This window comes from Actinokineospora sp. UTMC 2448, assembly GCF_024760565.1.
Classification (GTDB): domain Bacteria; phylum Actinomycetota; class Actinomycetes; order Mycobacteriales; family Pseudonocardiaceae; genus Actinokineospora; species Actinokineospora fastidiosa.
On sequence record NZ_CP031087.1, the window covers coordinates 97,100 to 117,771 of the forward strand.

General features: G+C 72.6%; 22 protein-coding genes. 12 read left to right on the plus strand and 10 right to left on the minus strand.

Going from position 1 to position 20,672, the window contains the following annotated elements; translation table 11 throughout:
- Window positions 1-12 precede the first annotated feature (12 nt).
- Window positions 13-1,194 carry a cytochrome P450 gene (locus Actkin_RS00500; RefSeq protein WP_258905433.1) on the minus strand — a complete coding sequence of 394 codons (1,182 nt, stop codon included), beginning with the start codon at window positions 1,192-1,194 and terminating at the stop codon, window positions 13-15.
- Between the two features lie 22 nt (window positions 1,195-1,216).
- Between Actkin_RS00500 and Actkin_RS00505 the strand changes: the two genes are divergently transcribed.
- Genes Actkin_RS00505 through Actkin_RS00515 form a run of 3 tightly spaced genes read left to right on the plus strand, consistent with a single transcriptional unit; the run spans window position 1,217 to window position 3,293 of the window.
- Complete coding sequence (locus Actkin_RS00505; RefSeq protein ID WP_258905434.1) at window positions 1,217-1,951, plus strand: glycerophosphodiester phosphodiesterase; 735 nt, start codon at window positions 1,217-1,219, stop codon at window positions 1,949-1,951.
- Window positions 1,952-2,001: 50 nt separating this feature from the next.
- Window positions 2,002-2,955 carry a DUF5926 family protein gene (locus Actkin_RS00510; RefSeq protein ID WP_258905435.1) on the plus strand — a complete coding sequence of 318 codons (954 nt, stop codon included), beginning with the start codon at window positions 2,002-2,004 and terminating at the stop codon, window positions 2,953-2,955.
- Window positions 2,952-3,293, plus strand: a complete 342-nt coding sequence (locus tag Actkin_RS00515; RefSeq protein WP_189208935.1) for a DUF952 domain-containing protein — start codon at window positions 2,952-2,954, stop codon at window positions 3,291-3,293. Before Actkin_RS00510 ends, Actkin_RS00515 begins: the two co-directional genes overlap by 4 nt.
- Before the next feature lie 48 nt (window positions 3,294-3,341).
- On the opposite strand, the gene Actkin_RS00520 is transcribed toward Actkin_RS00515, so the two are convergent.
- Window positions 3,342-3,872: a ferritin gene (locus Actkin_RS00520; protein WP_189208934.1), complete on the minus strand. Its 531-nt coding sequence runs from the start codon at window positions 3,870-3,872 to the stop codon at window positions 3,342-3,344.
- A 344-nt stretch (window positions 3,873-4,216) separates the two neighbouring features.
- A complete protein-coding gene (locus tag Actkin_RS00525) occupies window positions 4,217-5,398 on the minus strand; it encodes an arginine deiminase (protein ID WP_189210052.1) in 1,182 nt (393 codons plus the stop codon).
- A gap of 166 nt (window positions 5,399-5,564) precedes the next feature.
- On the opposite strand from Actkin_RS00525, the gene Actkin_RS00530 reads away from it, so the two are divergent.
- Window positions 5,565-6,107: a DM13 domain-containing protein gene (locus Actkin_RS00530; RefSeq protein WP_258905436.1), complete on the plus strand. Its 543-nt coding sequence runs from the start codon at window positions 5,565-5,567 to the stop codon at window positions 6,105-6,107.
- On the opposite strand, the gene ligD (Actkin_RS00535) is transcribed toward Actkin_RS00530, so the two are convergent.
- Together ligD (Actkin_RS00535) and ligD (Actkin_RS00540) are read right to left on the minus strand one after the other, a co-directional pair.
- Entirely contained in the window at window positions 6,102-7,007 is a 906-nt protein-coding gene (ligD, locus tag Actkin_RS00535; RefSeq protein ID WP_258905437.1) for a non-homologous end-joining DNA ligase, read from the minus strand. The genes Actkin_RS00530 and ligD (Actkin_RS00535) overlap by 6 nt on opposite strands.
- Window positions 6,997-8,448, minus strand: coding sequence for a non-homologous end-joining DNA ligase (gene ligD / locus Actkin_RS00540; protein WP_258905438.1), 1,452 nt, complete (start codon window positions 8,446-8,448; stop codon window positions 6,997-6,999). The genes ligD (Actkin_RS00535) and ligD (Actkin_RS00540) overlap by 11 nt, the downstream gene beginning before the upstream one ends.
- A gap of 84 nt (window positions 8,449-8,532) precedes the next feature.
- Here ligD (Actkin_RS00540) and Actkin_RS00545 point away from each other — a divergent pair, with 84 nt between their 5' ends.
- Window positions 8,533-9,120, plus strand: a complete 588-nt coding sequence (locus tag Actkin_RS00545) for a suppressor of fused domain protein (RefSeq protein ID WP_189208930.1) — start codon at window positions 8,533-8,535, stop codon at window positions 9,118-9,120.
- On the opposite strand, the gene Actkin_RS00550 is transcribed toward Actkin_RS00545, so the two are convergent.
- Together Actkin_RS00550 and Actkin_RS00555 are read right to left on the minus strand one after the other, a co-directional pair.
- Entirely contained in the window at window positions 9,104-9,859 is a 756-nt protein-coding gene (locus tag Actkin_RS00550) for a CPBP family intramembrane glutamic endopeptidase (protein WP_189208929.1), read from the minus strand. The genes Actkin_RS00545 and Actkin_RS00550 overlap by 17 nt on opposite strands.
- The gene (locus tag Actkin_RS00555; RefSeq protein WP_258905439.1) at window positions 9,856-10,908 is read right to left on the minus strand and encodes a hypothetical protein; all 1,053 of its coding nucleotides are present in this window, start codon (window positions 10,906-10,908) and stop codon (window positions 9,856-9,858) included. The genes Actkin_RS00550 and Actkin_RS00555 overlap by 4 nt, the downstream gene beginning before the upstream one ends.
- A gap of 163 nt (window positions 10,909-11,071) precedes the next feature.
- Here Actkin_RS00555 and Actkin_RS00560 point away from each other — a divergent pair, with 163 nt between their 5' ends.
- Both Actkin_RS00560 and Actkin_RS00565 read left to right on the plus strand, forming a co-directional pair.
- Window positions 11,072-11,842 carry a DUF2470 domain-containing protein gene (locus tag Actkin_RS00560; RefSeq protein ID WP_258905440.1) on the plus strand — a complete coding sequence of 257 codons (771 nt, stop codon included), beginning with the start codon at window positions 11,072-11,074 and terminating at the stop codon, window positions 11,840-11,842.
- A gap of 81 nt (window positions 11,843-11,923) precedes the next feature.
- A complete protein-coding gene (locus tag Actkin_RS00565; RefSeq protein ID WP_258905441.1) occupies window positions 11,924-12,703 on the plus strand; it encodes an Rv1352/Rv1906c domain-containing protein in 780 nt (259 codons plus the stop codon).
- 7 nt (window positions 12,704-12,710) lie between these two features.
- Here Actkin_RS00565 and Actkin_RS00570 read toward each other — a convergent pair whose 3' ends face one another.
- Both Actkin_RS00570 and Actkin_RS00575 read right to left on the minus strand, forming a co-directional pair.
- Window positions 12,711-13,253 carry a hypothetical protein gene (locus Actkin_RS00570; protein ID WP_189208925.1) on the minus strand — a complete coding sequence of 181 codons (543 nt, stop codon included), beginning with the start codon at window positions 13,251-13,253 and terminating at the stop codon, window positions 12,711-12,713.
- Between the two features lie 57 nt (window positions 13,254-13,310).
- Window positions 13,311-14,486 carry a homogentisate 1,2-dioxygenase gene (locus Actkin_RS00575; protein ID WP_189208924.1) on the minus strand — a complete coding sequence of 392 codons (1,176 nt, stop codon included), beginning with the start codon at window positions 14,484-14,486 and terminating at the stop codon, window positions 13,311-13,313.
- Between the two features lie 79 nt (window positions 14,487-14,565).
- Here Actkin_RS00575 and Actkin_RS00580 point away from each other — a divergent pair, with 79 nt between their 5' ends.
- The 3 genes from Actkin_RS00580 to Actkin_RS00590 are packed head-to-tail and all read left to right on the plus strand — an operon-like array spanning window position 14,566 to window position 17,274.
- Entirely contained in the window at window positions 14,566-15,432 is an 867-nt protein-coding gene (locus tag Actkin_RS00580; RefSeq protein WP_373292314.1) for a hypothetical protein, read from the plus strand.
- Window positions 15,429-16,601, plus strand: coding sequence for a fumarylacetoacetate hydrolase family protein (locus Actkin_RS00585; RefSeq protein ID WP_258905445.1), 1,173 nt, complete (start codon window positions 15,429-15,431; stop codon window positions 16,599-16,601). The genes Actkin_RS00580 and Actkin_RS00585 overlap by 4 nt, the downstream gene beginning before the upstream one ends.
- Before the next feature lies 1 nt (window position 16,602).
- The gene (locus tag Actkin_RS00590) at window positions 16,603-17,274 is read left to right on the plus strand and encodes a helix-turn-helix domain-containing protein (RefSeq protein ID WP_189208922.1); all 672 of its coding nucleotides are present in this window, start codon (window positions 16,603-16,605) and stop codon (window positions 17,272-17,274) included.
- On the opposite strand, the gene Actkin_RS00595 is transcribed toward Actkin_RS00590, so the two are convergent.
- Window positions 17,258-17,848, minus strand: coding sequence for a TMEM165/GDT1 family protein (locus tag Actkin_RS00595; protein WP_258908085.1), 591 nt, complete (start codon window positions 17,846-17,848; stop codon window positions 17,258-17,260). The genes Actkin_RS00590 and Actkin_RS00595 overlap by 17 nt on opposite strands.
- A 323-nt stretch (window positions 17,849-18,171) precedes the next feature.
- Between Actkin_RS00595 and Actkin_RS00600 the strand changes: the two genes are divergently transcribed.
- Window positions 18,172-19,647, plus strand: a complete 1,476-nt coding sequence (locus tag Actkin_RS00600; protein ID WP_258905446.1) for a cytochrome ubiquinol oxidase subunit I — start codon at window positions 18,172-18,174, stop codon at window positions 19,645-19,647.
- Between the two features lie 10 nt (window positions 19,648-19,657).
- Window positions 19,658-20,665, plus strand: coding sequence for a cytochrome d ubiquinol oxidase subunit II (gene cydB / locus Actkin_RS00605; protein WP_189208920.1), 1,008 nt, complete (start codon window positions 19,658-19,660; stop codon window positions 20,663-20,665).
- Window positions 20,666-20,672: the final 7 nt, after the last annotated feature.

Genomic DNA, 20,672 nt, shown 5'->3' on the forward strand with positions numbered 1-20,672 from the left:
AGTGGCGAGATCTCAGTCGACGGTGACCGGCAGGCTCGCCCAGCCCCGGATGACGAACTCCGGCCGCCGGACGGGCCCGCCCGCGAGCCGCAGGCCGGGCAGCCGCTCGGCGAGCGCGCGCAGGGCGGCGGCGATCTCCACGCGGGCCAGCGGCGCGCCCACGCAGTAGTGGATGCCCGCCCCGAAGCCCAGGTGCGCGTTCGGCGTGCGGCCGATGTCCAGCCGGTCGGGGTCGGCGAACACCTCGGGATCGCGGGCGGCCGCGCCCAGCAGCGCGGCGATCTTGGTACCCGGCTCGACGCGGTGACCGGCGATCTCCACCGGTTCGGTGGCGGTCCGCTCGAACAGTTGCAGCGGCGCGTCGTAGCGGATCAGCTCCTCGACGGCGGTGGGCAGCAGTTCCGGCGACAGGCGCTCCCACTCCGAGCGCTGGGTCAGCAGCGCGTGCACGCCGTTGCCGATCACGTTGACCGTCGCCTCGTGCCCCGCCATGAGCAGCAGGACGGCGGTGGCCACGAGTTCGTCCTCGCTCAGCCGGTCCGAGCCGTCGCGCACCGCCACCAGGTCGGTGATGAGGTCATCGCCGGGGTTGCGGCGGCGGTGGGCGGCCAGGTCGCGCAGGTAGGCGACGAACTCGCCCGCCGCCCGCTCGGCCGCCGCCGCGCTCTCCTCGGGCAGGCCGTACTCGTACATCTTCACGATCGCGTTGGACCACGGCTGCAACAGGCCGCGATCGGCGGCGGGCACGCCCAGCAGTTCGGCGATCACCTCCACCGGCAGCGGCCCGGCCACGTGCGCCAGCAGGTCGGCCGAGCCGTCGGCGGCGATCGCCGACGCCAGGCGCGCCACCAGCTCCCCGGCCACCGACTCCACCCACGGCCGCAGCCGCTCGGTGTGCCCGCGCCCGAACGCCGCCGACACCAGCCGCCGCAGCCGGGTGTGCGTGGGCGGCTCGTTCTCCAGCAGGGAGTTGCGGTGCAGCAGGTTGAAGTCCGCGAACGCCTCGACCGGCCGCGCGTCCGTCCACACCCGACCCAGGCCGCGGTGGCGCAGGATGGCCGAGCACGCCGCGTGCGAGACCGCGACGGGCAGGCCGAGCGCCGGGTTCTCGTGCACGTCCGCGACGGCCCGCAGCCGGGCGAACACCGGGTAGGGGTCGGCGATGAAAGCGGCGTCGGTGGGGTCGAACGTCATGGGGCCACGCTAATCTCCGCCCGTGCAGCCCGCCGTCGTCGCCCACCGAGGGGCGTCCGCGCACGCGGCCGAGCACACCCTCGCCGCCTACGACCTCGCGCTCGCCCAGGGGGCCGACGCGCTGGAGTGCGACGTCCGCCTGACCCGCGACGGCCACCTCGTCTGCGTGCACGACCGCCGCGTCGACCGCACCACCAACTCCCGCGGTGTCGTCAGCACCCTGTCCCTCGCCGACCTGGCGATGCTGGACTACGGCGGGGAGATCGGCGTGCTCACCCTGGACGCGCTGCTCGGCCTGGCCAAGGACCACGGCTCGCGGCTGTTCATCGAGACCAAGCACCCGGTGCGCTACGGCGGACTGGTCGAGACGAAGCTGGTGGCGCTGCTGGCGCGGCACGGCCTGGCCGAGCCCGCGGCCAAGGAGGACTCTCCGGTCGTGGTGATGTCGTTCTCCACGCTGGCCGTGCGGCGGGTGCGCGCCGCCGCGCCCCGGCTGCCCACCGTCCTGCTGGTGACCCAGCTCTGGCCGACCCTGCGCGACGGCACGCTGCCGCCGTGGGCCGACCACACCGGGCCTGCCATCGGCCTGCTGCGCCGCGATCCCGACTACGTCGCCAGGGCCGCCGACCACGGGCACGCCACCTACTGCTGGACCGTCGACGAGCCGGACGACGTGATGCTGTGCGCCAACATCGGGGTCCGGTGGCTGGCCACCAACGCCCCCGCCGCCACCCGAGCCGTCCTCGGCGCGGGCTGATTCGGTAGCGTCGGCCGCGCAGCTGTCCCGGTCTCGACGAGGAGTGCCCCGTGTCCAGGCGATCCGCGGTGAAGAACACGCGCAAGGTCAAGGATTCCGACTCCTCGGGCGTCAACCCGAGGCAGCCCTGCCCCTGCGGCTCCGGCAAGCGCTACAAGGCCTGCCACGGCTCGTCCGGCGGCGTGGTCGACGTGCCGGTCGCGCGGCCGTTCGACGGCCTGGCGTTCGAGTGCGAGCTGGTGGCGCTGCGCGAGTTCGTCCCGTCGGGCACGGCCAGGCTGGCGCTCAAGGACGACCGCGAGGTCACCCTGGCGACCGTGCTGCCCATGGCCGCGGCCGCCCTGGTCCGCGCCGACGGCGTGGCGTTCCTCGGGCTGCAGGTGCAGACCCGGTCCAACGACATCAGCCGCGACCTGGCCAGGGCCCTGACCTGGCTGCTCGAGGCCAAGGCGGGCGACGTGCTCCCGGTGGTCGGCCCGGAGTCCGACCCCGGCCCCGACCCGGAGCGGCTGCAGGACCTCGTCGACACCGCGGCGGAGCTGCCCGTCGAGGTGCACGCCGACTTCGGCTGGTGGCTGCCGGAGGGCAGCGAGCCCAGCGGCGACGTCGCGCTGTCGCTGGAGCGGGCCAACCAGGCGATCATGCCTACCGAGCGGATCGGCCCGGCGGCCTACTGGGTCGACGCTGGCGAGAAGGCGCACCTGCGCTGGGTCCGGCCCGAGCCCGAGGAGCGGCTGCTGGCCGCCATGGCCCGCCTGCACGCGCGCGGCGAGCTGTCGCTGGGCGAGGGCTCCCGCTACGCCGGGTCGTTCCGGGCGCACGGGCTGCTGGTGCCGGTGTGGGACCTCGACCCGGAGCAGCACGCTCGCGAGTGGACCGCCCCGGCCGCCGAACTCGGTGCCCGCGTGGACGCCGCGCTGGCCTCCCTGGACGACGAGCCGCTGACCGGCACCGAACGCCGGGCCCGCGACGGCCTGCTCGGCAGGCAGATCACGATCCGATGATCCTGCACATCCTGCCGCGCGCCGAGTGGCCCGCGCCGGAGGTGCGGCCCGCGAGCCTGGCGACCGAGGGCTTCGTCCACTGCTCCGACCCCGGCACCGTGCACATGCCCGCGAACCGGCTGTTCGCGGGCAGGACGGACCTCGTGCTGCTGGAGATCGACCCCACGCGGGTCGGCGCCGCGGTGCGCTGGGAGCCGGGATCGCCGCCGGTGCCGGGCGGTCCGTGGTTCCCGCACGTGTACGGCCCGATCCCGGCGGCCGCTGTCGTCGCGGCGCACGACTTCCCGCCCAACCCGGACGGCACCTTCACCCTGCCCGCCGCGCTCGCGGATCGATGACGGAAGCGGGCGACCCCTTCAGGGGGCCGCCCGCTTCGTCTCCCGGTCTCAGACCGCGCCACCGGCGGCACGCGGCGCCAGCGGGTCGTCGCCCGCGTCGCCGACGTGCTCACGGGCGAGGTAGTCCTCCACGTGGAACAGGTTGCCCTCGGCGCGCTTGACGACGTTGAGCAGCGTGGTCATCTGCGCGACCTCCTCGACCTGCTCCTTGAGGAACCACTGCATGAACTGCTCGCCCGCGTAGTCGTCCTCGTCGCGGGCGACCTTGGCCAGGGCGATGACGTCGTCGGTGACGCCGCGCTCCTGCTGCAGCGCCAGCGCGACCAACTCGGCGGGCTCGCTGAACTCGTTGCGCACCTCGTCCACCCCCGGAATGGTCACCGGGATGTCCTGGTCGATGAGGTACTGCACGATCATCATCGCGTGATTGCGCTCCTCCAGCGACTGGCGGTAGAAGTGCCGGGCCAGTCGGGGCAGGTCCTGGCTGTCGAACCAGACGGCCAGCGCCACGTACTGCTGGGAGGCGGTGAACTCGTTGCGGATCTGGGCCTGCAGCAGCCGATGGAACTTCGTGGTCATGTCATCCAGAATACGTCCGAATCGACGTTTCCGCGATCATCGCCGTCGCATTTCCCGGAATTGTGTGTCACATTAGGGAAGCCTATGTGAACGCCTATTGAGGCAAGGCATCCCTAATCCCTATCCGGGTGTGGCCTGCCCCGATTCCCGGCGCGGGAACCGGGGCCGGTTCCCGCTCGCCGAAGCGCGGTGACAAGATCAGGCCGGTTTCCCGGGAGGTTGGTGTGCGGCTCACGCGTGCGGTGTCCCATGACGCCGCGTGATCGGTGGGCGGCCGGTGTGCTGGTCGCCCTGCTCGTCGTGTTCGGCACGGTCGCGTTCCTGGCCGTGCGGTGGCTGCTGGCCTAGAGGACGTCGCGGTGGATCGGGCAGGACATGCACCGCGGGCCCCCGCGGCCGGTGCCCAGCTCCGAGCCGCTGATCCGCAGGACCTCGATGCCCGCGTCCTCCAGCCGGGAGTTGGTCTCCACGTTGCGCTCGTAGGCGACGACCACCCCGGGCGCGACGGCCAGGGTGTTGTTGCCGTCGTCCCACTGCTCGCGCTCGGCGGTGACCGGGTCGAGTCCGGTGTCGATGACCCGCAGCCGGTCGATCCCCATCGCCGCGGCCGCCGCGTCCAGGAACGGCGCGGGCCCGTCCACGGCCACCGCGCCGTCGACCATCCGCATCGTGTACGCGGTCAGGGTGTCCCGCACGGCCGGGTACATCACCACGGCGTCGCGGTCGACCATCGTGCAGACGGTGTCCAGGTGCATCGTCGCCCGGTCCTGCGCGATCGGCACCGCCAGCACGGTGTGCGCGAGCCCGTCGGCGAACGCGGAGCGGGCCAGCGACTCCGCGCCCGCGGGCGTGGTGCGCTCGCCGACGCCGATGGCGATCACGCCCGGCGCGAGCAGCAGCACGTCGCCGCCCTCGACCGGGGCGGAGCTGGCCCCGTAGGCGCGGCCCGCTGCCCGGAAGCGCGGGTGGTAGGCGTAGACCAGGTCCAGCAGCGCGGTCTCCCGCGAGCGCGCGGGCAGCGCCAGCGACGCGATGGCCACCCGGTCGCCGATCCACACCGACGAGTCGCGGGTGAACAGCAGGTTGGGCAGCGGGTCGACGACGAAGTCGTGCGGGTGGTGCATCTTGCGCACCAGCGACGCGCCCTCGGCGGCGGGCAGCTCCTCGAAGGTCATCCCGGCCATGAGCACGTCGGCCAGGCCCTTGGCGTCGACCGTGGCGAGGTACCCGGCGAGCGCGTCGGCCAGCTCGTTGCCGATGCGCCTGCGGTCGACCGCCGTCGCCGACGCCGCCGCGTGCGCGCGCTCGTCGGCCAGCGCGGCGACCAGCGCGTCGGAGAGCAGCATGACCTCGACCCCGCGCCCGGTCAGCACCTCGGCGAACGCGTCGTGCTCGTCCTGGGCGCGGTCGACCCACGGGATGCTGTCGAACAGCAGCTGGTCGTTGTTGCGCGGCGTGAGCCGCTTGAGCTCGTTGCCGGGCCGGTGCAGCAGGACGGTGCGCAGCTGGCCCACCTCGCTGTCCACGCGGGGGGCGGGAGCGGCCTGCTCGGCGTCGGGCACGGGAAGGTCGGTCACGTTCGGCAGCGTAACCAGTCGGTAAGGGAAATGCTGCTGCCGACCGGGCAAACTGGAGAAAGAAGCCGGAAACAGCCACGGTCGTGGCGGGTTCGTTAAGCGGAAGGCGAGATCCATGCGCGGTTTGTTGCGCAAGAAGGTGACCTGGGCGGCGCTGGCGTTCGTCGTGGTGGTCGCGGCCGTCGGATTGTGGGCTTTCCAGCCGTGGAAGGTGTTCACCCGCAGCCAGGTCGACGAGGCCCTGCCCGCGGGATTCGCGCCCGTCGAGGCGACCGGCACGGCCGTGGACCCGACCAGCACGACTGCCCCGAAGCCCGGTCCCGTCGTGCTGGCCGAGGGCGCGTTCGTCAGCCAGGAGCACGAGACCAGGGGGACCGCGCGGGTGCTGGAGCAGGACGGGGCCCGCCTGCTGCGCCTGGAGGGCTTCTCCACCTCCGACGGCCCGGACGTGCACATCTGGCTCAGCGACGCCACCGCGGGCGGCGAGTGGGGCAAGTACGACGACGGCCGCTACGTCAGGCTCGGCACGATGAAGGCCACCGACGGCAACCAGAACTACGTCATCCCCGCCGACGCCGACCTGACCGGCCTGCGCAGCGTCGTCGTCTGGTGCGACCGGTTCAACGTCGCCTTCGGCTCGGCGCCCCTGGACCTATAACGCGGGCCCCGCCGTGAGCAGCGGCGCGAACAGGTCGCCGTGCTCGTCGACGCGGTCGAGCACGTCGCCCGCGGTGAAGACCAGGTCGGAGGGCTTCCGGCACGCGGCGACCTCGTCCCAGGTCAGCGGCGTGGACACGGTCGGGTCGCGGCGGGCGCGCAGCGAGTACGGCGCGACCGTCGTCTTCTGCGGGTTGTTCTGGCTCCAGTCGATGAACACCTTGCCCGGCCGCAGGTTCCGCGCCATCCGGGAGACCACGAGCCGGGGCGTCTCCCGCTCGAACTCCTCGGCCAGCGCCTTGGCGTACTCCGACGGGCGCTCGGCGTCGTCGGTGCGGATCGCGGCGTAGACCTGCATCCCCTTGTTGCCGCTGGTCTTCGCGACCGGCGTCATGCCTGCCTCGGTCAGCACGTCGCGCAGCCGCAGCGCCACCGCGCAGCACTCGACGACGGTCGCGGGCTCGCCGGGGTCGAGGTCGAACACCAGGCGGTCCGGACAGCGCTTGGCGCCGTCGTCCTGGACCTTCCACTGTGGAATGTGCAGCTCCAGGCCCGCCATGTTCGCCGCCCACACCACCGACGGCAGGTCGCCGAGCACGGCGAAGTCCAGCGTCTCCGCGCCCGTGCTGCTGCCCGGCGTCGCGATCGTCACCGTGCGGATCCAGTCCGGGGCGTGCCGGGAGGCGTTCTTGTCGAAGAACCCGGGTTTGCCCACCCCGTCGGGAAAGCGGCGGAAGGTGACCGGGCGCTCGGCAAGGTGCGGCAGCAGCACCGGCGCGACCCGGCTGTAGTAGTTGATCACCTCGCCCTTGGTGAAGCCGTCCTCCGGGTAGAGCACCTTCTCCAGGTTGGACAGCCGCATCCGCCGTCCCTGCACGTCGACCAGCACCTCACGGGGCATCCGGGGCCCACCTCTCGACGTCGTCGGGGCGCTTGTCGTCGCGCAGGCCGCGCCAGGCCGCGGCGCGCAGCTTGCCGTCTCCGGTCCAGTTCCGGAACACGATCTCGCCGACCATCGTCGGCTCCACCCAGTGCGCGCCCTTGGCCTTGTCCCTGGGCACCTCGTTGCAGAAGGGGGACTTCTTGCGCGCCGTCTGCCGCAGCCGATCCATGATCAGGCGCAGGATCTCCTCGCTGAACCCCGTGCCTACCTGGCCGACGTAGCGCAGGCCGTCGTCGCTGGGCACGCCCAGCATGAGCGAGCCGAACACGTCCGACCGCTTGCCCTCGCCCGGGCGCCAGCCGCCGACGATGACCTCCAGCGCCCGCACGTTCGCGATCTTGATCCAGTCCGGGGACCGCCGCCCCGGCAGGTACCGCGAGGTGAGCCGCTTGGCGACCACGCCCTCCAGCCCCCGCTCGCTCGCCGCCTCCACCACCGCGGCGCCCTCGCCGGGGTAGCTCGGCGAGGTCAGCCAGCTCGGCCCGCGCAGCTCCATGGCCTCCAGCAGCGCGCGCCGCTCGTGGAAGGGCAGCGTCAGCGTCGAGTGGCCGTCGAGGTGCAGCACGTCGAACACGATGTAGGTCGCGGGCAGTTCGGTCGCCCACCGGCGCGCCATGCGCTCGTCGCTGATGTGCATGCGCTTCTGCAGGGCGTGGAAGGACGGGCGGCCGTTGTCCAGCACGACGATCTCGCCGTCCAGCCACACCTCGGTCGAGCCCATCTCCTCGGCCATCACCCGCAGCTCGGGGTAGTGCGAGGTGATGTCGTTGCCGAGCCGGGAGAGCAGCGTCAGCCTGCCGCCCTCGCACCGGGCCAGCCCGCGCACACCGTCCCATTTGAACTCGTACGCCCACAGGTCGTCGTCGTCCGTCGGCGGCAGCGGGCCCGCGGTGGCCAGCATGGGCTCGATCGCCTCGGGCAGCGGGGTCCAGCCGGGCGGCGCGGGCTCGGAGCGTTTGACCATCCAGTTCTTGTCGGACTTGCCGCCCCGGAAGAACGTGTACCGGCCCTGGGCGCGGGCGCCGTGGAAGACGACGGCCACCTCGCGCTCGCTCCACTTGAGCGTCTCGTAGCGGCCGCGGTCCCAGATGGTCATGGTCCCGCCGCCGTACTCGCCCTTGGGGATCTCGCCCTCGAAGGTCGCGTACTCCATCGGGTGGTCCTCGGTGCGCACCGCGAGCCGGATGTCGCCGGGGTCGAGCGGCAGGCCCTTGGGCACCGCCCAGCTGGCCAGCACGCCGTCGCGCTCCAAGCGGACGTCCCAGTGCAGGCTGCGGGCGTGGTGCTCCTGGATGACGAACGTGTCGTCGCGGCCCCTCGGCAGCGCGTCCTCGGCGGGAATCGGCTCCGGGGTGCGCCCGACGTTGCGCTTCCGGCGGTACTCGCCGAGGCCTGCCATGCCCCCATTGGTACCGCGACCTGCGACAAAACGCCACACTACGGGCGCGAACACGCCGGGAACGGCATTGGGCAGAATGCGGGGATGACCGACCTCGATGAAGCGCCCGGCTGGGACGCGATCGATGCGGCGCTGGCCGACCTCTACCCGGGGATCGAGCCCCGCCACGTCGGCTTCACCCCCGGCGTCCACTTCGGCAGCGGGTTGCAGGGGTGCAGCGCGTACCCGACCGACGATTTCTGGCACTACGTCAGCTACGGCCTGACCGAGCTGTGGGCCAAGGACGCCGACTCCGACCCGCGGTGGAGCGGCTGGGGCTTCGAGCTGACCATGCGCGTGCGCCGCCTTCCCGGCCAGGACCTCGCCCCCGGCTGGCCGTTCTCCCTGCTGGAGCACCTGGCCCGGTTCGTCCGCGAGCAGCGCGCCCTGCTCGCCGACGGCCACATCGTCGACCTGCGCCAGCCGCTGACCGAGAGCACCGGGCTGACCGCCGTCGCCTTCGCCCCCGACCCCGAGCTGGACCCGATGGACACCGTCAACGGCCGGGTCGACTTCCTGACCGCCGTGGGCATCACCGCGGGCGAGCTGGCCGCGCTGCACGACGGCGGGTGGTCGTTGGCCGACCTCGGCGACCCGATGCTGGTCACCGACCCGACTAGGGCAGCCAGCTGACCCGGTCGCGCAGCAGCGCGTAACCGACGAAGGCGACCACGTCCAGCAGCGTGTGCGCGATGACCAGCGGCCACAGCCGGTTGGTGCGCTGCCACACGCGCCCGAACACCAGCCCCATGACGACGTTGCCCACGAAGCCGCCGAACCCCTGGTAGAGGTGGTACGACCCGCGCACGACCGCCGAGACCAGCAGCGCGGCGGTCTCGGACATGCCGAGGTGCCGCAGCCGGGTGATCAGGTAGCCGACGACCAGGACCTCCTCGGCCCAGGCGTTGCCGACGGCCAGCAGCACCAGCGCGATCGGCCGCCACCAGGTGTCGTCCAGCGTGGACGGCGCCACCGCCAGATTCATGCCCGCGGCGTGCGCGGCCAGGTAGAACGCCAGCCCGGGGATCCCGATGAGCGCGGCGAGGCCCACGCCGAGCGCGGTGTCGCGGCCCTTGCGCGTGCCGTCGAGGCCGACGGCGGCCAGCTTCATGCCCGCCCGGTAGAGCAGGTACGCGCCGAGCGCACCCCACGCCAGCAGCCTGATCACGGCGATGAGCTGCTTGAGGAAGTCGATGACGCCCGCGCGGGCCAGCGGCACGTTGATGGCGATCGTCTGGTCGCTGATCGGGGTGGGCGCCAGCAGGGCGTCGATCAGGGTCAGCAGGCTGCTCAGCCCGGCGAGCCCGAGCGTCATCGCGAAGACGACGACGAGCTCGAGCCGGATCACCGCGCGCTCGGACGGAGCGCTCATCCGATCCGCGCCACGGCAAGGAAGGGGTAGCCCGGCAGGCCGACCGCGACCGGGCCATCGGCGGGCGGGCCCGCGGTCCACAGCTGGCCGGTCGCGGCGATGTTGGCCAGCAGCGCCTGGCTCGGCCGGTGGAACCGGACGGTGGCGGTGCGGCCGTCGGGGAGCTTGACCTCGGCTGTCGCCCTGTCCTCGGCGAGCGTGGCAGGCACGCGCGTCCACGGGCCAGCGGACAGCAGGCGTTGGACGGTGCCCCAGTGCCGCAGGCGGTGGACGCGCCAGGCCAGCAGCCCCACGATCAGCGCGGTCGCCGCGATGAGGCCGACCAGCAGCTCCGCACGTCCGGCCACGCCCCGGCGCAGCAGGTCGACCAGCACGAACACGGCGAACGCCAGCAGCAGCGCTGGCGCCACCAGGTCGGTCCGCGAGCGCCTGCGCGGCCCGGCGATCGCCCGGGCGAGCACGGCGTCCTCCGCGGCGGTGGCCGCGCTCCTGGGGCTGGCCTGCACGGGGCTGATCTGGTAGCCCGCGCCGACGTCGATGTCGGCGACGCGGGCCTGGCCCAGGGGCAGCGCGAGCCCGGGGGAGCGGATGGCCGCCCAGCCGCGCTCGTCCGGGCCGACGATCCAGACCGCCCCGGTGCGCGCGAGCACCTGCTGGGCCGACCAGGACAGGGCGGGGGCGAGCAGGTCGACGGTAGTGCCGTCCGGCTCCCGCAGCCGCAGCGGCGTGCGCGGCAGGCCCTTGAGCGCCCGGTACACGCGGACGCGCGCGGGCCGCCACGGCCGCGTGCGCAGCAGCTTGGTCGCGGGGCCGATCCAGAACCCGGTCGTGGCGATGACGATCAGCGTGCCGATCACGAACGCCAGCGCCGCGATCGTCAGCAGGGCGCTGGCGAGCCCGCTGAGCAGGATCGCCGGGACCCCGGACACCGCGGCCGCCACCGGCAGCGTGACCAGCGGCAACCGCAGCCCGCGCAGGGCCCGCGCGGTCGCCGGGTCGGCCAGCGCGACGCCGTCGGTGGGCGGCTCGGCGGCGGGGACCTCGCTCACAGCCCCTCCTCGCGGGTTCCGGGACGGCGCTTGCGGGGCCGCCGCGCGGGTGGTTCGCTCACAAGTCCTCCCTCGAACAGATCGGCAGCGTAACCACTTCGGGGGAGCGGTCTTCCACCCGACCCGCGAGCAAGTTAGGGTGACCTAAGTAGGAGGTGGACAGGTGACCGACCCCACCGCGCCGCGTCCGCCCGCCCCGTCCCCGGCGGAGCGGGCCCGCACCATCGCCGCCATCGGCGGCCGCGCCACGCTGTCCCCGTCGGTGTCCGACGAGCGGATCACCCCCGTCCTGCACCACGTCCACCCCGACGGCGGCGTCTCCGTGCTGCTCGCCGCCGACCACCCCGTCGTCGCCACCGCGTGGCAGGCCCCGCGCGGCGAGCTCGCCACGATGGTCGAACTGACCGACGCCGCCCCCGTCCCCCTCCGCGAGCCGGTCCGCGGCCTGCTGTGGATCAGCGGCTGGCTCCGCGCGATCAGCGATGACGAGGCCCGCGCCCTCGCCTTGACGATCGCCGAACAGCGCCCCGACCCGCGCCTGCTGGACGTCGGCCACGGCGCCGCCCTCCTGCACCTGGCCCCCGCCGCCCTGGTCCTGGCCGACGCCGAGGGCACCCACCTCATCCCGGTGTCCGCCTTCACCACCGCCACCCCGGACCCGTTCGCCGCCCACGAGGCCGCCTGGCTCCGCCACCTCGAGCTCTCCCACACCGACGTCGTCGGCGCCCTCACCCGCCACCTGCCCGATGAACTGCGCGGCGGCCACGTCCGCCCCCTCGGCCTGGACCGCTACGGCCTCCGCCTCCGCGTCGAATCCCCCCACGCCGACCACGACGTCCGCCTCGCCTTCACCCGGCCGGTGCGCACGAACGAGGAACTGGGCCTGGAACTCCGCAAACTGGTCGGCTGTCCCTTCCTCGCTGCCCAGCGCTGATTCCGCAATCGAGCTCACGCGTAACGCGCGCCAAGTCCGCTCGACTCACTCTCGTGCCAGCGCCGGGCGAGAGGAATCCCAGTGGACAAATCCGTGCGAACGATCCTGACGACAGGTTGCTTTCTGTCCATCGCGGTTTCCGGCTGCTCGTCAGACCCTGACGCGGCGCAAGGGCTTGTGCCGGTGACGACAACCAGCACGACGACAACGACGAGTCTGGTCACGACGACCACCACAACCACGACGGTCCCTTCGAAGCCGACCGTGCAGATCGTGTGCTTGGCGGGTGGCACCCAGAACCTGTACACGGTCTCGACCGCCAAGGACTTCGTGCCGATCTGGGAACAGGGGTGGAGTGACTGTTCGGCGAGCCGGAACGAGGCGCCTCTCGGTGCCGCCGAGCAGAAGGCATTGAAGACCGCGGGCTACGACCAGCCGGAAGACTTGGACTTGCTGTATGAGCGGTGCGTCGCCCTGAGCGAGGACTACGAGTACTCGTCCTCGTACGACTCCTTCACCCCCGAGGAGATGGCCGAGATCTCTGGTGCGCTGCTGCTGTGCCCGAACCACCCGGCCGCGAAACAAGTGACGGCCGCGATCAAGAAGAGCAAGGAGGACGCCGATCTGCGGGCGGCCAAGCGGCTCTTCGGCTCGGGCGTCTATCGGGTAGGGGAGGAGGTCGCCCCCGGTACCTACGCGATCGAGGGGGACACCGCGAACTGCTACTGGGAGCGGCAGGACCGCAATGGCGAGATCATCGACAACAACTTCATCGGTTCGGCCAAGCGGGTGCAGGTGACCATTCGCGGCAGTGACTACGCGTTCAGCAGTGACGGGTGCGGGGAGTGGCGGCCTGCGTGAGGCGGGCTCAGGGCACCTGGGACGGCTCGACGACCGTCTGGCGGGTTTCTTCCAACCGGGCGATCAGTTCCGCGATCTCCCCACCGCCTGCGTCTTCCAGGGTGGGCAGTCCCGCGATGTGGGAGACGACGTCCTGGAGTTCGCGGGTCGCCCATTCCAGGACGGTCAGGTCGTCGGTGGGGTCGGCGCCGCCTCGGCGGAGGGCGGTGGCGGTCTCGGCTATGGCGTAGAGGGCGGTGACGGTCTCCTCAACGGCGGCGCGGGCGGCCAGGAGGGGGCCTTCCAGGACCAGGGAGTCGAAGTCGGCCTCGGCGTCGATGGCGCGGTCCAGCCAGAGGGCCTCCGGCGAGCCCGCCTCGACATCCGGGGGCGCCGGATCGTCGGCCATCCGGCCCAGCAGGTACGGGACCAGTGCGCGGCCCACCCACACCGCCACCCCGACCAGCACCGTCGCCACCGCGGGCAGGTGGATGGCGACGCCCACCGCGGCGGCGCACCCGGCCAGGAGCAGGCCCCATGGATCGGCCAGTGCGCGTGCGTGGCTGGACATCTCGGCCTCCCCGGGTACCGCGACAGTATGCGTCCGGGGAGGCCGGGATGACGACCCTCACGACCAATCGGGTCCGCGGCGGCTCCACGACCACGCGTAGCGCGGGTCCTCGCTGTCCACGGCGGCCTCGCCGAGGTCGAGCGGGCGGAAAGTGTCGACCATGACCGCGGTCTCGTCGAAGCGCTCCGCGCCCAGCGACGCCTCGGCCGCGCCCGGCTGCGGGCCGTGGGTGAACCCGCCGGGGTGCAGCGACAGCGAGCCGATGCCGATACCCGAGCCCTTGCGGGCCTCGTAGTCGCCGCCGACGTAGAACATCAGCTCGTCGGAGTCGACGTTCGCGTGGTTGTACGGCACCGGGACGGCCAGCGGGTGGTAGTCGACCTTGCGCGGGACGAACGAGCACACCACGAAGTTCGGCCCCTCGAACGTCTGGTGCACCGGCGGCGGCTGGTGCACGCGCCCGGTGATCGGCTCGAAGTCGCGGATGTTGAACACCCACGGGTACAGGCAGCCGTCCCAGCCGACCACGTCGAACGGGTGGTTGGCGTAGGTGTAGCGGGTCAGGCCTGCGCGGTGGCGGACCAGCACGTCGACGTCCTCGCCGTCGGCCAGCATCGGCTCCGACGGGCCCCGCAGGTCGCGCTCGCAGTACGGCGCGTGCTCCAGGAACTGGCCCTTGGTCGACAGGTACCGCCGCGGCGGGCCCACGTGTCCGGACGCCTCGATGATGTAGAGCCGCAGCTCGCCGTCCGGCACCACGCGGTAGGTGGTGGAGGTCGGCAGGACGACGTAGTCGCCGTCGGCGACGCGCAGCGCGCCGTAGATCGTCTCGATCGTGCCGGAGCCGCCCTGGACGTAGAACAGCTCGTCGCCGACCGCGTTGCGGTAGAGCGGGCTCGGCTGGGTCGCCACGACGAAGCCGATCACCACGTCGGCGTTGCCGAACAGCGTCCGCCTGCCGGACACGGCGTCGGCGTCGGCGGTGAACTTCAGGTCCTGGGTGCGGAAGTGCCGGGGCTTGAGCGGGTGGTTCGGCGTCAGCGGGCCGCGGAAGTCCTCGACGACCTGCGCGTCGACGATCGCCGTCGGCAGGTGGCGGTGGTAGAGCAGCGCCGAGTCCGACGAGAAGCCCTCCACCCCCATCAGCTCCTCGGCGTAGAGCCGTCCCTCCGGAGAGCGGAACTGGGTGTGCCTTTTCGGCGGAATCTCACCGACCTGGCGGTAGTAGGGCATGGCTCCTCCGGGTGTCCCCACAGTGTCCGTTGTGCGGACATCTTTGTTCAGTTGCCGGTACGCTATTAGCGTGTCAGGCGTGTCAAGTGCCGTTCCTCTCCCTGCGCCCGGTCCTCGTGGCATCCCGCCCCTGTTCACGCGGCTGGTGGACGACGCCGCCCTGTTCCCACCGGGCAGCGCGGCGATGCCCGACGCGGTGCGCCTGCACCTGGGAGGACGGGAGGGCGAGCACGCCGCGCTGATGGGCGTGTTCCTCTGCCCGGCCTCGCGACTGCCCGAGCTGATCACCGAGCTGATCAAGGCGAAGCCGGTCAAGCCCGTGGCGCTGTCGCTGGTCATCGACACCGGTCTGGGCGGGGTGCCCAAGGCCCTGTCGATCGTGGAGTCGCGCGCCGAGCTGCTGGCGCTGCGCATGGTCGAGATGCCCGCCCCCGCCGACGTCGACGACGTGTGGCTGGAGCGGGTGAACGAGTTCGTGCCCGAGGACGTCATCCGGGTGGTCGAGCCGCGCCGCGGCGGCCCGGAGTGGCTCGACGGCATCCGCAGGGTGGTGGAGCACGGCAGCTGGCCGAAGATCCGCTGCGGCGGGCTGAGCCGCGAGGCGTTCCCCAGCGTGGACGAGGTCGCCGACTTCCTGGCGGTGATCGGCGCTGGCGAGGCCTCGTTCAAGGCGACGGCGGGCCTGCACAACGCCGTGCGGCACACCGAGGACGCCACGGGCTTCACCCATCACGGCTTCCTCAACCTGCTGATCGCCACCGCCCGGCTGCTCTCCGGCGGCGACGTGCGGGAGGCGCTGAGCGAGACCGACGGCGCGAAGCTGGCCGAGGAGGCCGCCGCGCTGTCCGACCAGGCGGCGCACGCGGTGCGGGCGGTGTTCGGCTCGTACGGCTCGTGTTCGCTGTCTGAGCCGATCGAGGACCTGGAAGGGCTGGGCCTGCTGTGACGAGCTGGATCGACGACCCCGCGTTCGCCGCCGACAAGCCGTTCGGCCCGCAGACGCTGCCCTACGGCGTGGTCGCCGAGGGCGTCGCCGTGCGGGTGGGCGACCGCGCCCTGCCGCTCGGCCCGCTGGCCGCGGCCTTCGACGACGACCTGCGCCCGCTGCTGACCGCGCCGAACCTCGACGCCATCCTGGCGGCGGGCCCGGCCGAGTGGAAGCGCGTGCGCGCCCGGGTCCGTGAGCTGGTGACGGCCGGGACCGCGCCGGAGGGCGCCGCCCTGGTGCCGGTCGACACCGCGCGGATGCCCTTCACCGTCGCCGACTACGTGGACTTCTACTCCTCGCGCGACCACGCCGAGAACGTCGGCCGGATGTTCCGGCCGAACGCCGAGCCGCTGCTGCCGAACTGGACGCACCTGCCGGTCGGCTACCACGGCCGCGCGGGCACGGTCTACGTCTCCGGCACCGACATCGTGCGCCCGCACGGCCAGCGCGCCGGGGAGGACGGGCCGGTGTTCGGCCCCAGCGTGCGGCTGGACATCGAGGCCGAGATCGGCTTCGTCTGCGGCGGCCCGGTCGCGGGCCGGGTGTCCACGGGCGCCGCGCCCGACCACGTCTTCGGCCTGGTCACGGTCAACGACTGGTCCGCGCGCGACATCCAGGCCTGGGAGTACGTGCCGCTCGGCCCGTTCCTCGGCAAGTCGTTCGCCACGTCCGTCGGCGCGTGGATCACCCCGCTCGAGGCCTTCGCCGCGGCGCGGGTGCCGGTGAACGCGTCCGGGAAGCTGCTGGACTACCTGGTCGAGGACCAGCCGTGGGGCCTGGACATCGCCATCGAGGTGGTCTGGAACGGCACGGTCGTGTCCCGGCCGCCGTTCCGCACGATGGCGTACTCCTTCGCCCAGCAGCTGGCCCACATGACCGTCAACGGCGCGACCGTGCGCCCGGGCGACCTGTTCGCCTCGGGCACCGTCTCCGGCCCGGAGAAGGACCAGCGGGGCTCGTTCCTGGAGCTGAGCTGGAACGGCACCGAGCCGGTCGCGGTCGGCGGGGACAAGCGCACGTTCCTCGAGGACGGCGACACGGTGACGATCAGGGCGACCGCCCCCGGGCCCGACGGCTCCGTCGTCGGCCTGTCCGAGGTCACCGGCACCGTCGTGGCGGCTGGTTAACGTGCCCGGCATCCGGTCGTCGGCGCCGCGCCCGTCGAACCCGGCGGGCAAGGAGAGCTCGCTGACGCTCGACCGCGGCCTTGCGCTGCTGCAGGCCGTGGCCGACGCCGACACCGAGGCGCCGACGATCAGCGACCTCGCCATGGCCATCGGCGCCAGCCGGGCCGCGGTCTACCGGCTGCTGGTGCCGCTGCAGACCCGCGGCCTGGTGCGCCGGGAGGGCTCCAGGGTCCGCCTCGGCCTCGGCCTGCTCCAGCTCGCCGCGAAGGTCGCCCCGCAGCTGCGGGTGGCAGCGCTGCCCGCGCTGCGGGAGCTGGCCGAGGGCGTCGGCGCGACCGCGCACCTGACCGTGGCCGACGGCGACGAGGCGCAGGCCGTGGCGGTGGTGGAGCCGTCGTGGACGGCCTACCACGTCGCCTACCGCGTCGGGACCCGCCACGCCCTGCACAAGGGCGCGGCGGGCAAGGCGATCGGCCTGCGCAACGAGGGCCCGCAGTGGGTGACCACCGTGGGCGAGCTGCAGCCCAGCGCGCACGGCGTGGCCGCGCCCGTGCGCGGGGTGCCCGGGCTGCGGGCCAGCGTCGGCGTGGTGACCTTCGAGCCGCTGGACCCCGACCTCGTCGGCCCGCGCGTGGTGGCCGCGGCGGCCGCGATCGCTATGGCGCTGCGGTGATCGCCTGGTAGAGCGCGAACAGCGCGAACCCGGCGAACACCACGCCCGCGACCCGCTGGATCAGCTTCGGTCGCAGCCGGTCGGCGATCTTGCTGCCGACCAGCACGGCGATGCCCGCGACGGTCACCAGCGCCAGGAACGAGCCGATGGCGACCCACACGGGCGCGGCGTACTTCGCGCTCAGGCCCGCGGTGGCGATCTGCGACGCGTCGCCCCACTCGGCGGCGAAGAGGACGCCGAACGAGGTCAGCGCGATCCGGGTGAAGGTCGCGGGCCCGTTCGTCGCGGCCGTGTCCTCGTCCTCGTCGTCCTTGCTGAACCCCTCCTTGAGCAGGAGGAACGCGCCGACGCCGAACAGCAGGGCGACGACGCCCGCGACCACGCGGTCGGGCAGCAGGGTCAGCACGCCGCCGAACGCGGCGGCGATCACCACCTGCACGGCGAACGCGGCGGTCACGCCGACGAAGACCGGCCACGCGCGATAGCGGGTGGTGAGGATGAGCGTGGCGACCATGGTCTTGTCCGGCAGTTCGACCACGAACACCAGGGCGAACGCGCTCAGCAGCGCGATCAGGGCGGTTCCCACCGTGTGCACCTCTCGTCCGACATGCGAACCCGGACGGAGGGATGGCGACTCCGACCGGGCGTTCCTACCCGGCCGGAGGTCTCGTTCGCCCGCGCTGGACGCGGGTGGGGCGCCGGACTCGAAGCCGAGTCAGTATGTCGACGGCCCCGCCGGACCGCTGGCCGCGGTCGCGGGAACTACTCCCCTCAGGCGTGGCCAGTCTAGTGCTCGGGGCCCGTCCGGCCACGTGAACCGCCTCACGGGACCTACGTCCCGCTGGCACAGGACCGCGGCACCTGCCGGTGGGCCCCCGCCGGGAGCAGGCTGAACGCGTGGACGTTCTCGACCTGGCGCGGTGGCAGTTCGGCATCACCACCGTCTACCACTTCCTGATGGTGCCGCTCACCATCGGACTGTCCATCCTGGTCGCCGGGATGCAGACGGCGTGGGTGCGCACGGGTGACGAGAAGTACCTGCGGATGACCAAGTTCTGGGGGAAGCTGCTGCTGGTCAACTTCGCCATGGGCGTGGTGACCGGCATCGTCCAGGAGTTCCAGTTCGGGATGGCCTGGAGCGAGTACTCGCGGTTCGTCGGCGACGTGTTCGGCGCGCCGCTGGCCATGGAGGGCCTGGTCGCGTTCTTCGTCGAGTCGACCTTCCTGGGTCTGTGGATCTTCGGCTGGGACCGGCTGCCCAAGCGGGTGCACCTGGCGTGCGTGTGGGCGTTCAGCCTGGCCACGGTCGCGTCGGCGTACTTCATCCTGGCGGCGAACTCGTGGATGCAGCACCCGGTGGGCGTGGCCATGGTCGACGGCAAGCCGGTGCTGACCTCGATCTGGGCCGTGCTGACCAACAACACCGCGCTGGCCGCGATCCCGCACACCATCGCCGGGACGTTCGCCGTGGCCGGGTCGTTCCTGGTGGGCATCGCGGCCTGGCACCTCTGGCGCAAGCGGCGTGAGGACGACGCCGACCGGCCCGTCTGGCGGGCGTCGGTGAAGTTCGGCGGCTGGGTGTCCGCGGCCGCCTTCGCCGCGCTGGCGGTGACCGGCGACCTGCAGGGCAAGCTGATGTTCGAGCAGCAGCCGATGAAGATGGCCGCCGCCGAGGCGCTGTGCCACACCGAGTCGCCCGCGGCGTTCTCGGTCTTCGCCGTCGGCGACGTGACCCGGCCGGACTGCGAGAACGTCAAGTCCATCACGGTGCCCGCGCTGCTGTCCTTCCTGGCGCACAACGACTTCACCACCGAGGTGCGCGGGATCGAGGACCTGGTCGTGGAGTACCGGGAGCGCTACGGCGAGTTCTACCCGGTCGACGAGCGGCTGGGCGAGCTGTCCGGGCAGCCGATCGACTACGTGCCCAACCTGCCGGTGACCTACTGGGGCTTCCGCCTGATGATCGGCTTCGGCGCGCTCGGCACCGGGGTCTCGGTGCTGGTGCTCTGGCTGACCCGGCGCGGCCGCATCCCGGAGAGCAGGTGGTTCCCCCGGCTGGCGCTGGCGGGCATCGCCACGCCGTTCCTGGGCAACAGCTTCGGGTGGATCTTCACCGAGATGGGCAGGCAGCCGTTCGTCGTGGTCCCCAATCCGTCCGGTGTGGACGGCGTGTGGATGTTCACCGCGCGGGCGGTGTCGGGGCTGACGACGGGGGAGGTGTGGACGTCGCTGATCGGGCTCACCCTGGTCTACGCCGTGCTGGCCGCGGTCGAGGTGTTCCTCATCGCCCGCTACGTGCGCGGCGGCGTCGCCGGGGTGATGCCGCAGAAGAAGTCCGACAAGCCCGACGACACGCTCGCCTTCGCGTACTAAGGGGACAGCCGTGGACCTCGCGCTGATCTGGTTCGTCGTCATCGCCCTGCTGTGGCTGGGCTACCTGTTCCTGGAGGGCTTCGACTTCGGCGTCGGCATGCTGCTGCCGGTGCTCGGCCGCGACGACACCGACCGCCGCGTCATGATCAACACGATCGGGCCGGTGTGGGACGGCAACGAGGTGTGGGTGATCGTGGCCGTCGGCGCGACGTTCGCGGCGTTCCCCGACTGGTACGCCTCGCTGCTCAGCGCCGCCTACCTGCCGCTGCTGCTGGTGCTGCTGGGCCTGATCGGGCGCGGCGTCGCGTTCGAGTACCGCGGCAAGGTGGACTCCGACCGCTGGCGGCGCACCTGGGACCGGGTGATCGTGGTCGGGTCGTGGGTGCCCGCGCTGGGGGTCGGGCTGCTGCTGACCACCACGTTCCTCGGGCTGCCGCTGGACGAGGGCGGGCAGCGGGTCGGGTCGGCGTTCGCGGCGTTCACCCCCGAGTCGGCGCTGGGCGCGCTGGCGATCGCCGGGTTCGCCCTGACGCACGGCGCGGTGTTCACCGCGCTGAAGACCGACGGCCCGATCCGGCACCGGGCCCGCGCCCTGGCGCTGCGGCTGGGCCCGCTCGCGCTGCTGCCGCTGGGCGGGCTGCTGGTGGTCGTGCAGTGGGAGTCCGGCGAGCTGTGGACGTGGGCGGCGGCTGGGCTGGTGTTCGCGGCGGCGTCGGTGGCCTTCTCCCGGCTGCGGGCGGGCCGGGAGGGGCAGGCGTTCGCGGCGCTGGGCGCGGTGATCGCGCTGTCGGTGGCCGCCCTGTTCGGGGCGCTGTACCCGGACGTGCTGCCGTCCACCCTGAACCCGGCGTGGTCGCTGACGGTCGAGGGCGCCGCGTCGAGCCCGTACACGCTGGAAGTGATGAGCTGGGTGGCCCTGTTCGGCACGCCCGCGGTGCTGGCCTACCAGGGCTGGACCTACTGGGTGTTCCGCCGCCGGGTCAGCGCCGCCCACATCCCGCCGGTGCACGTGCCGTGAGCGGGAG

Coding starts and splice junctions, on each gene's coding strand:
- Actkin_RS00500 (WP_258905433.1), bottom strand. CDS start 1,194: ATGACGTTCGACCCCACCGACGCCGCTTTCATCGCCGACCCCTACCCG.
- Actkin_RS00515 (WP_189208935.1), top strand. CDS start 2,952: ATGATCCTGCACATCCTGCCGCGCGCCGAGTGGCCCGCGCCGGAGGTG.
- Actkin_RS00520 (WP_189208934.1), bottom strand. CDS start 3,872: ATGACCACGAAGTTCCATCGGCTGCTGCAGGCCCAGATCCGCAACGAG.
- Actkin_RS00530 (WP_258905436.1), top strand. CDS start 5,565: ATGCGCGGTTTGTTGCGCAAGAAGGTGACCTGGGCGGCGCTGGCGTTC.
- ligD (WP_258905437.1), bottom strand. CDS start 7,007: ATGCCCCGTGAGGTGCTGGTCGACGTGCAGGGACGGCGGATGCGGCTG.
- ligD (WP_258905438.1), bottom strand. CDS start 8,448: ATGGCAGGCCTCGGCGAGTACCGCCGGAAGCGCAACGTCGGGCGCACC.
- Actkin_RS00545 (WP_189208930.1), top strand. CDS start 8,533: ATGACCGACCTCGATGAAGCGCCCGGCTGGGACGCGATCGATGCGGCG.
- Actkin_RS00550 (WP_189208929.1), bottom strand. CDS start 9,859: ATGAGCGCTCCGTCCGAGCGCGCGGTGATCCGGCTCGAGCTCGTCGTC.
- Actkin_RS00570 (WP_189208925.1), bottom strand. CDS start 13,253: ATGTCCAGCCACGCACGCGCACTGGCCGATCCATGGGGCCTGCTCCTG.
- Actkin_RS00575 (WP_189208924.1), bottom strand. CDS start 14,486: ATGCCCTACTACCGCCAGGTCGGTGAGATTCCGCCGAAAAGGCACACC.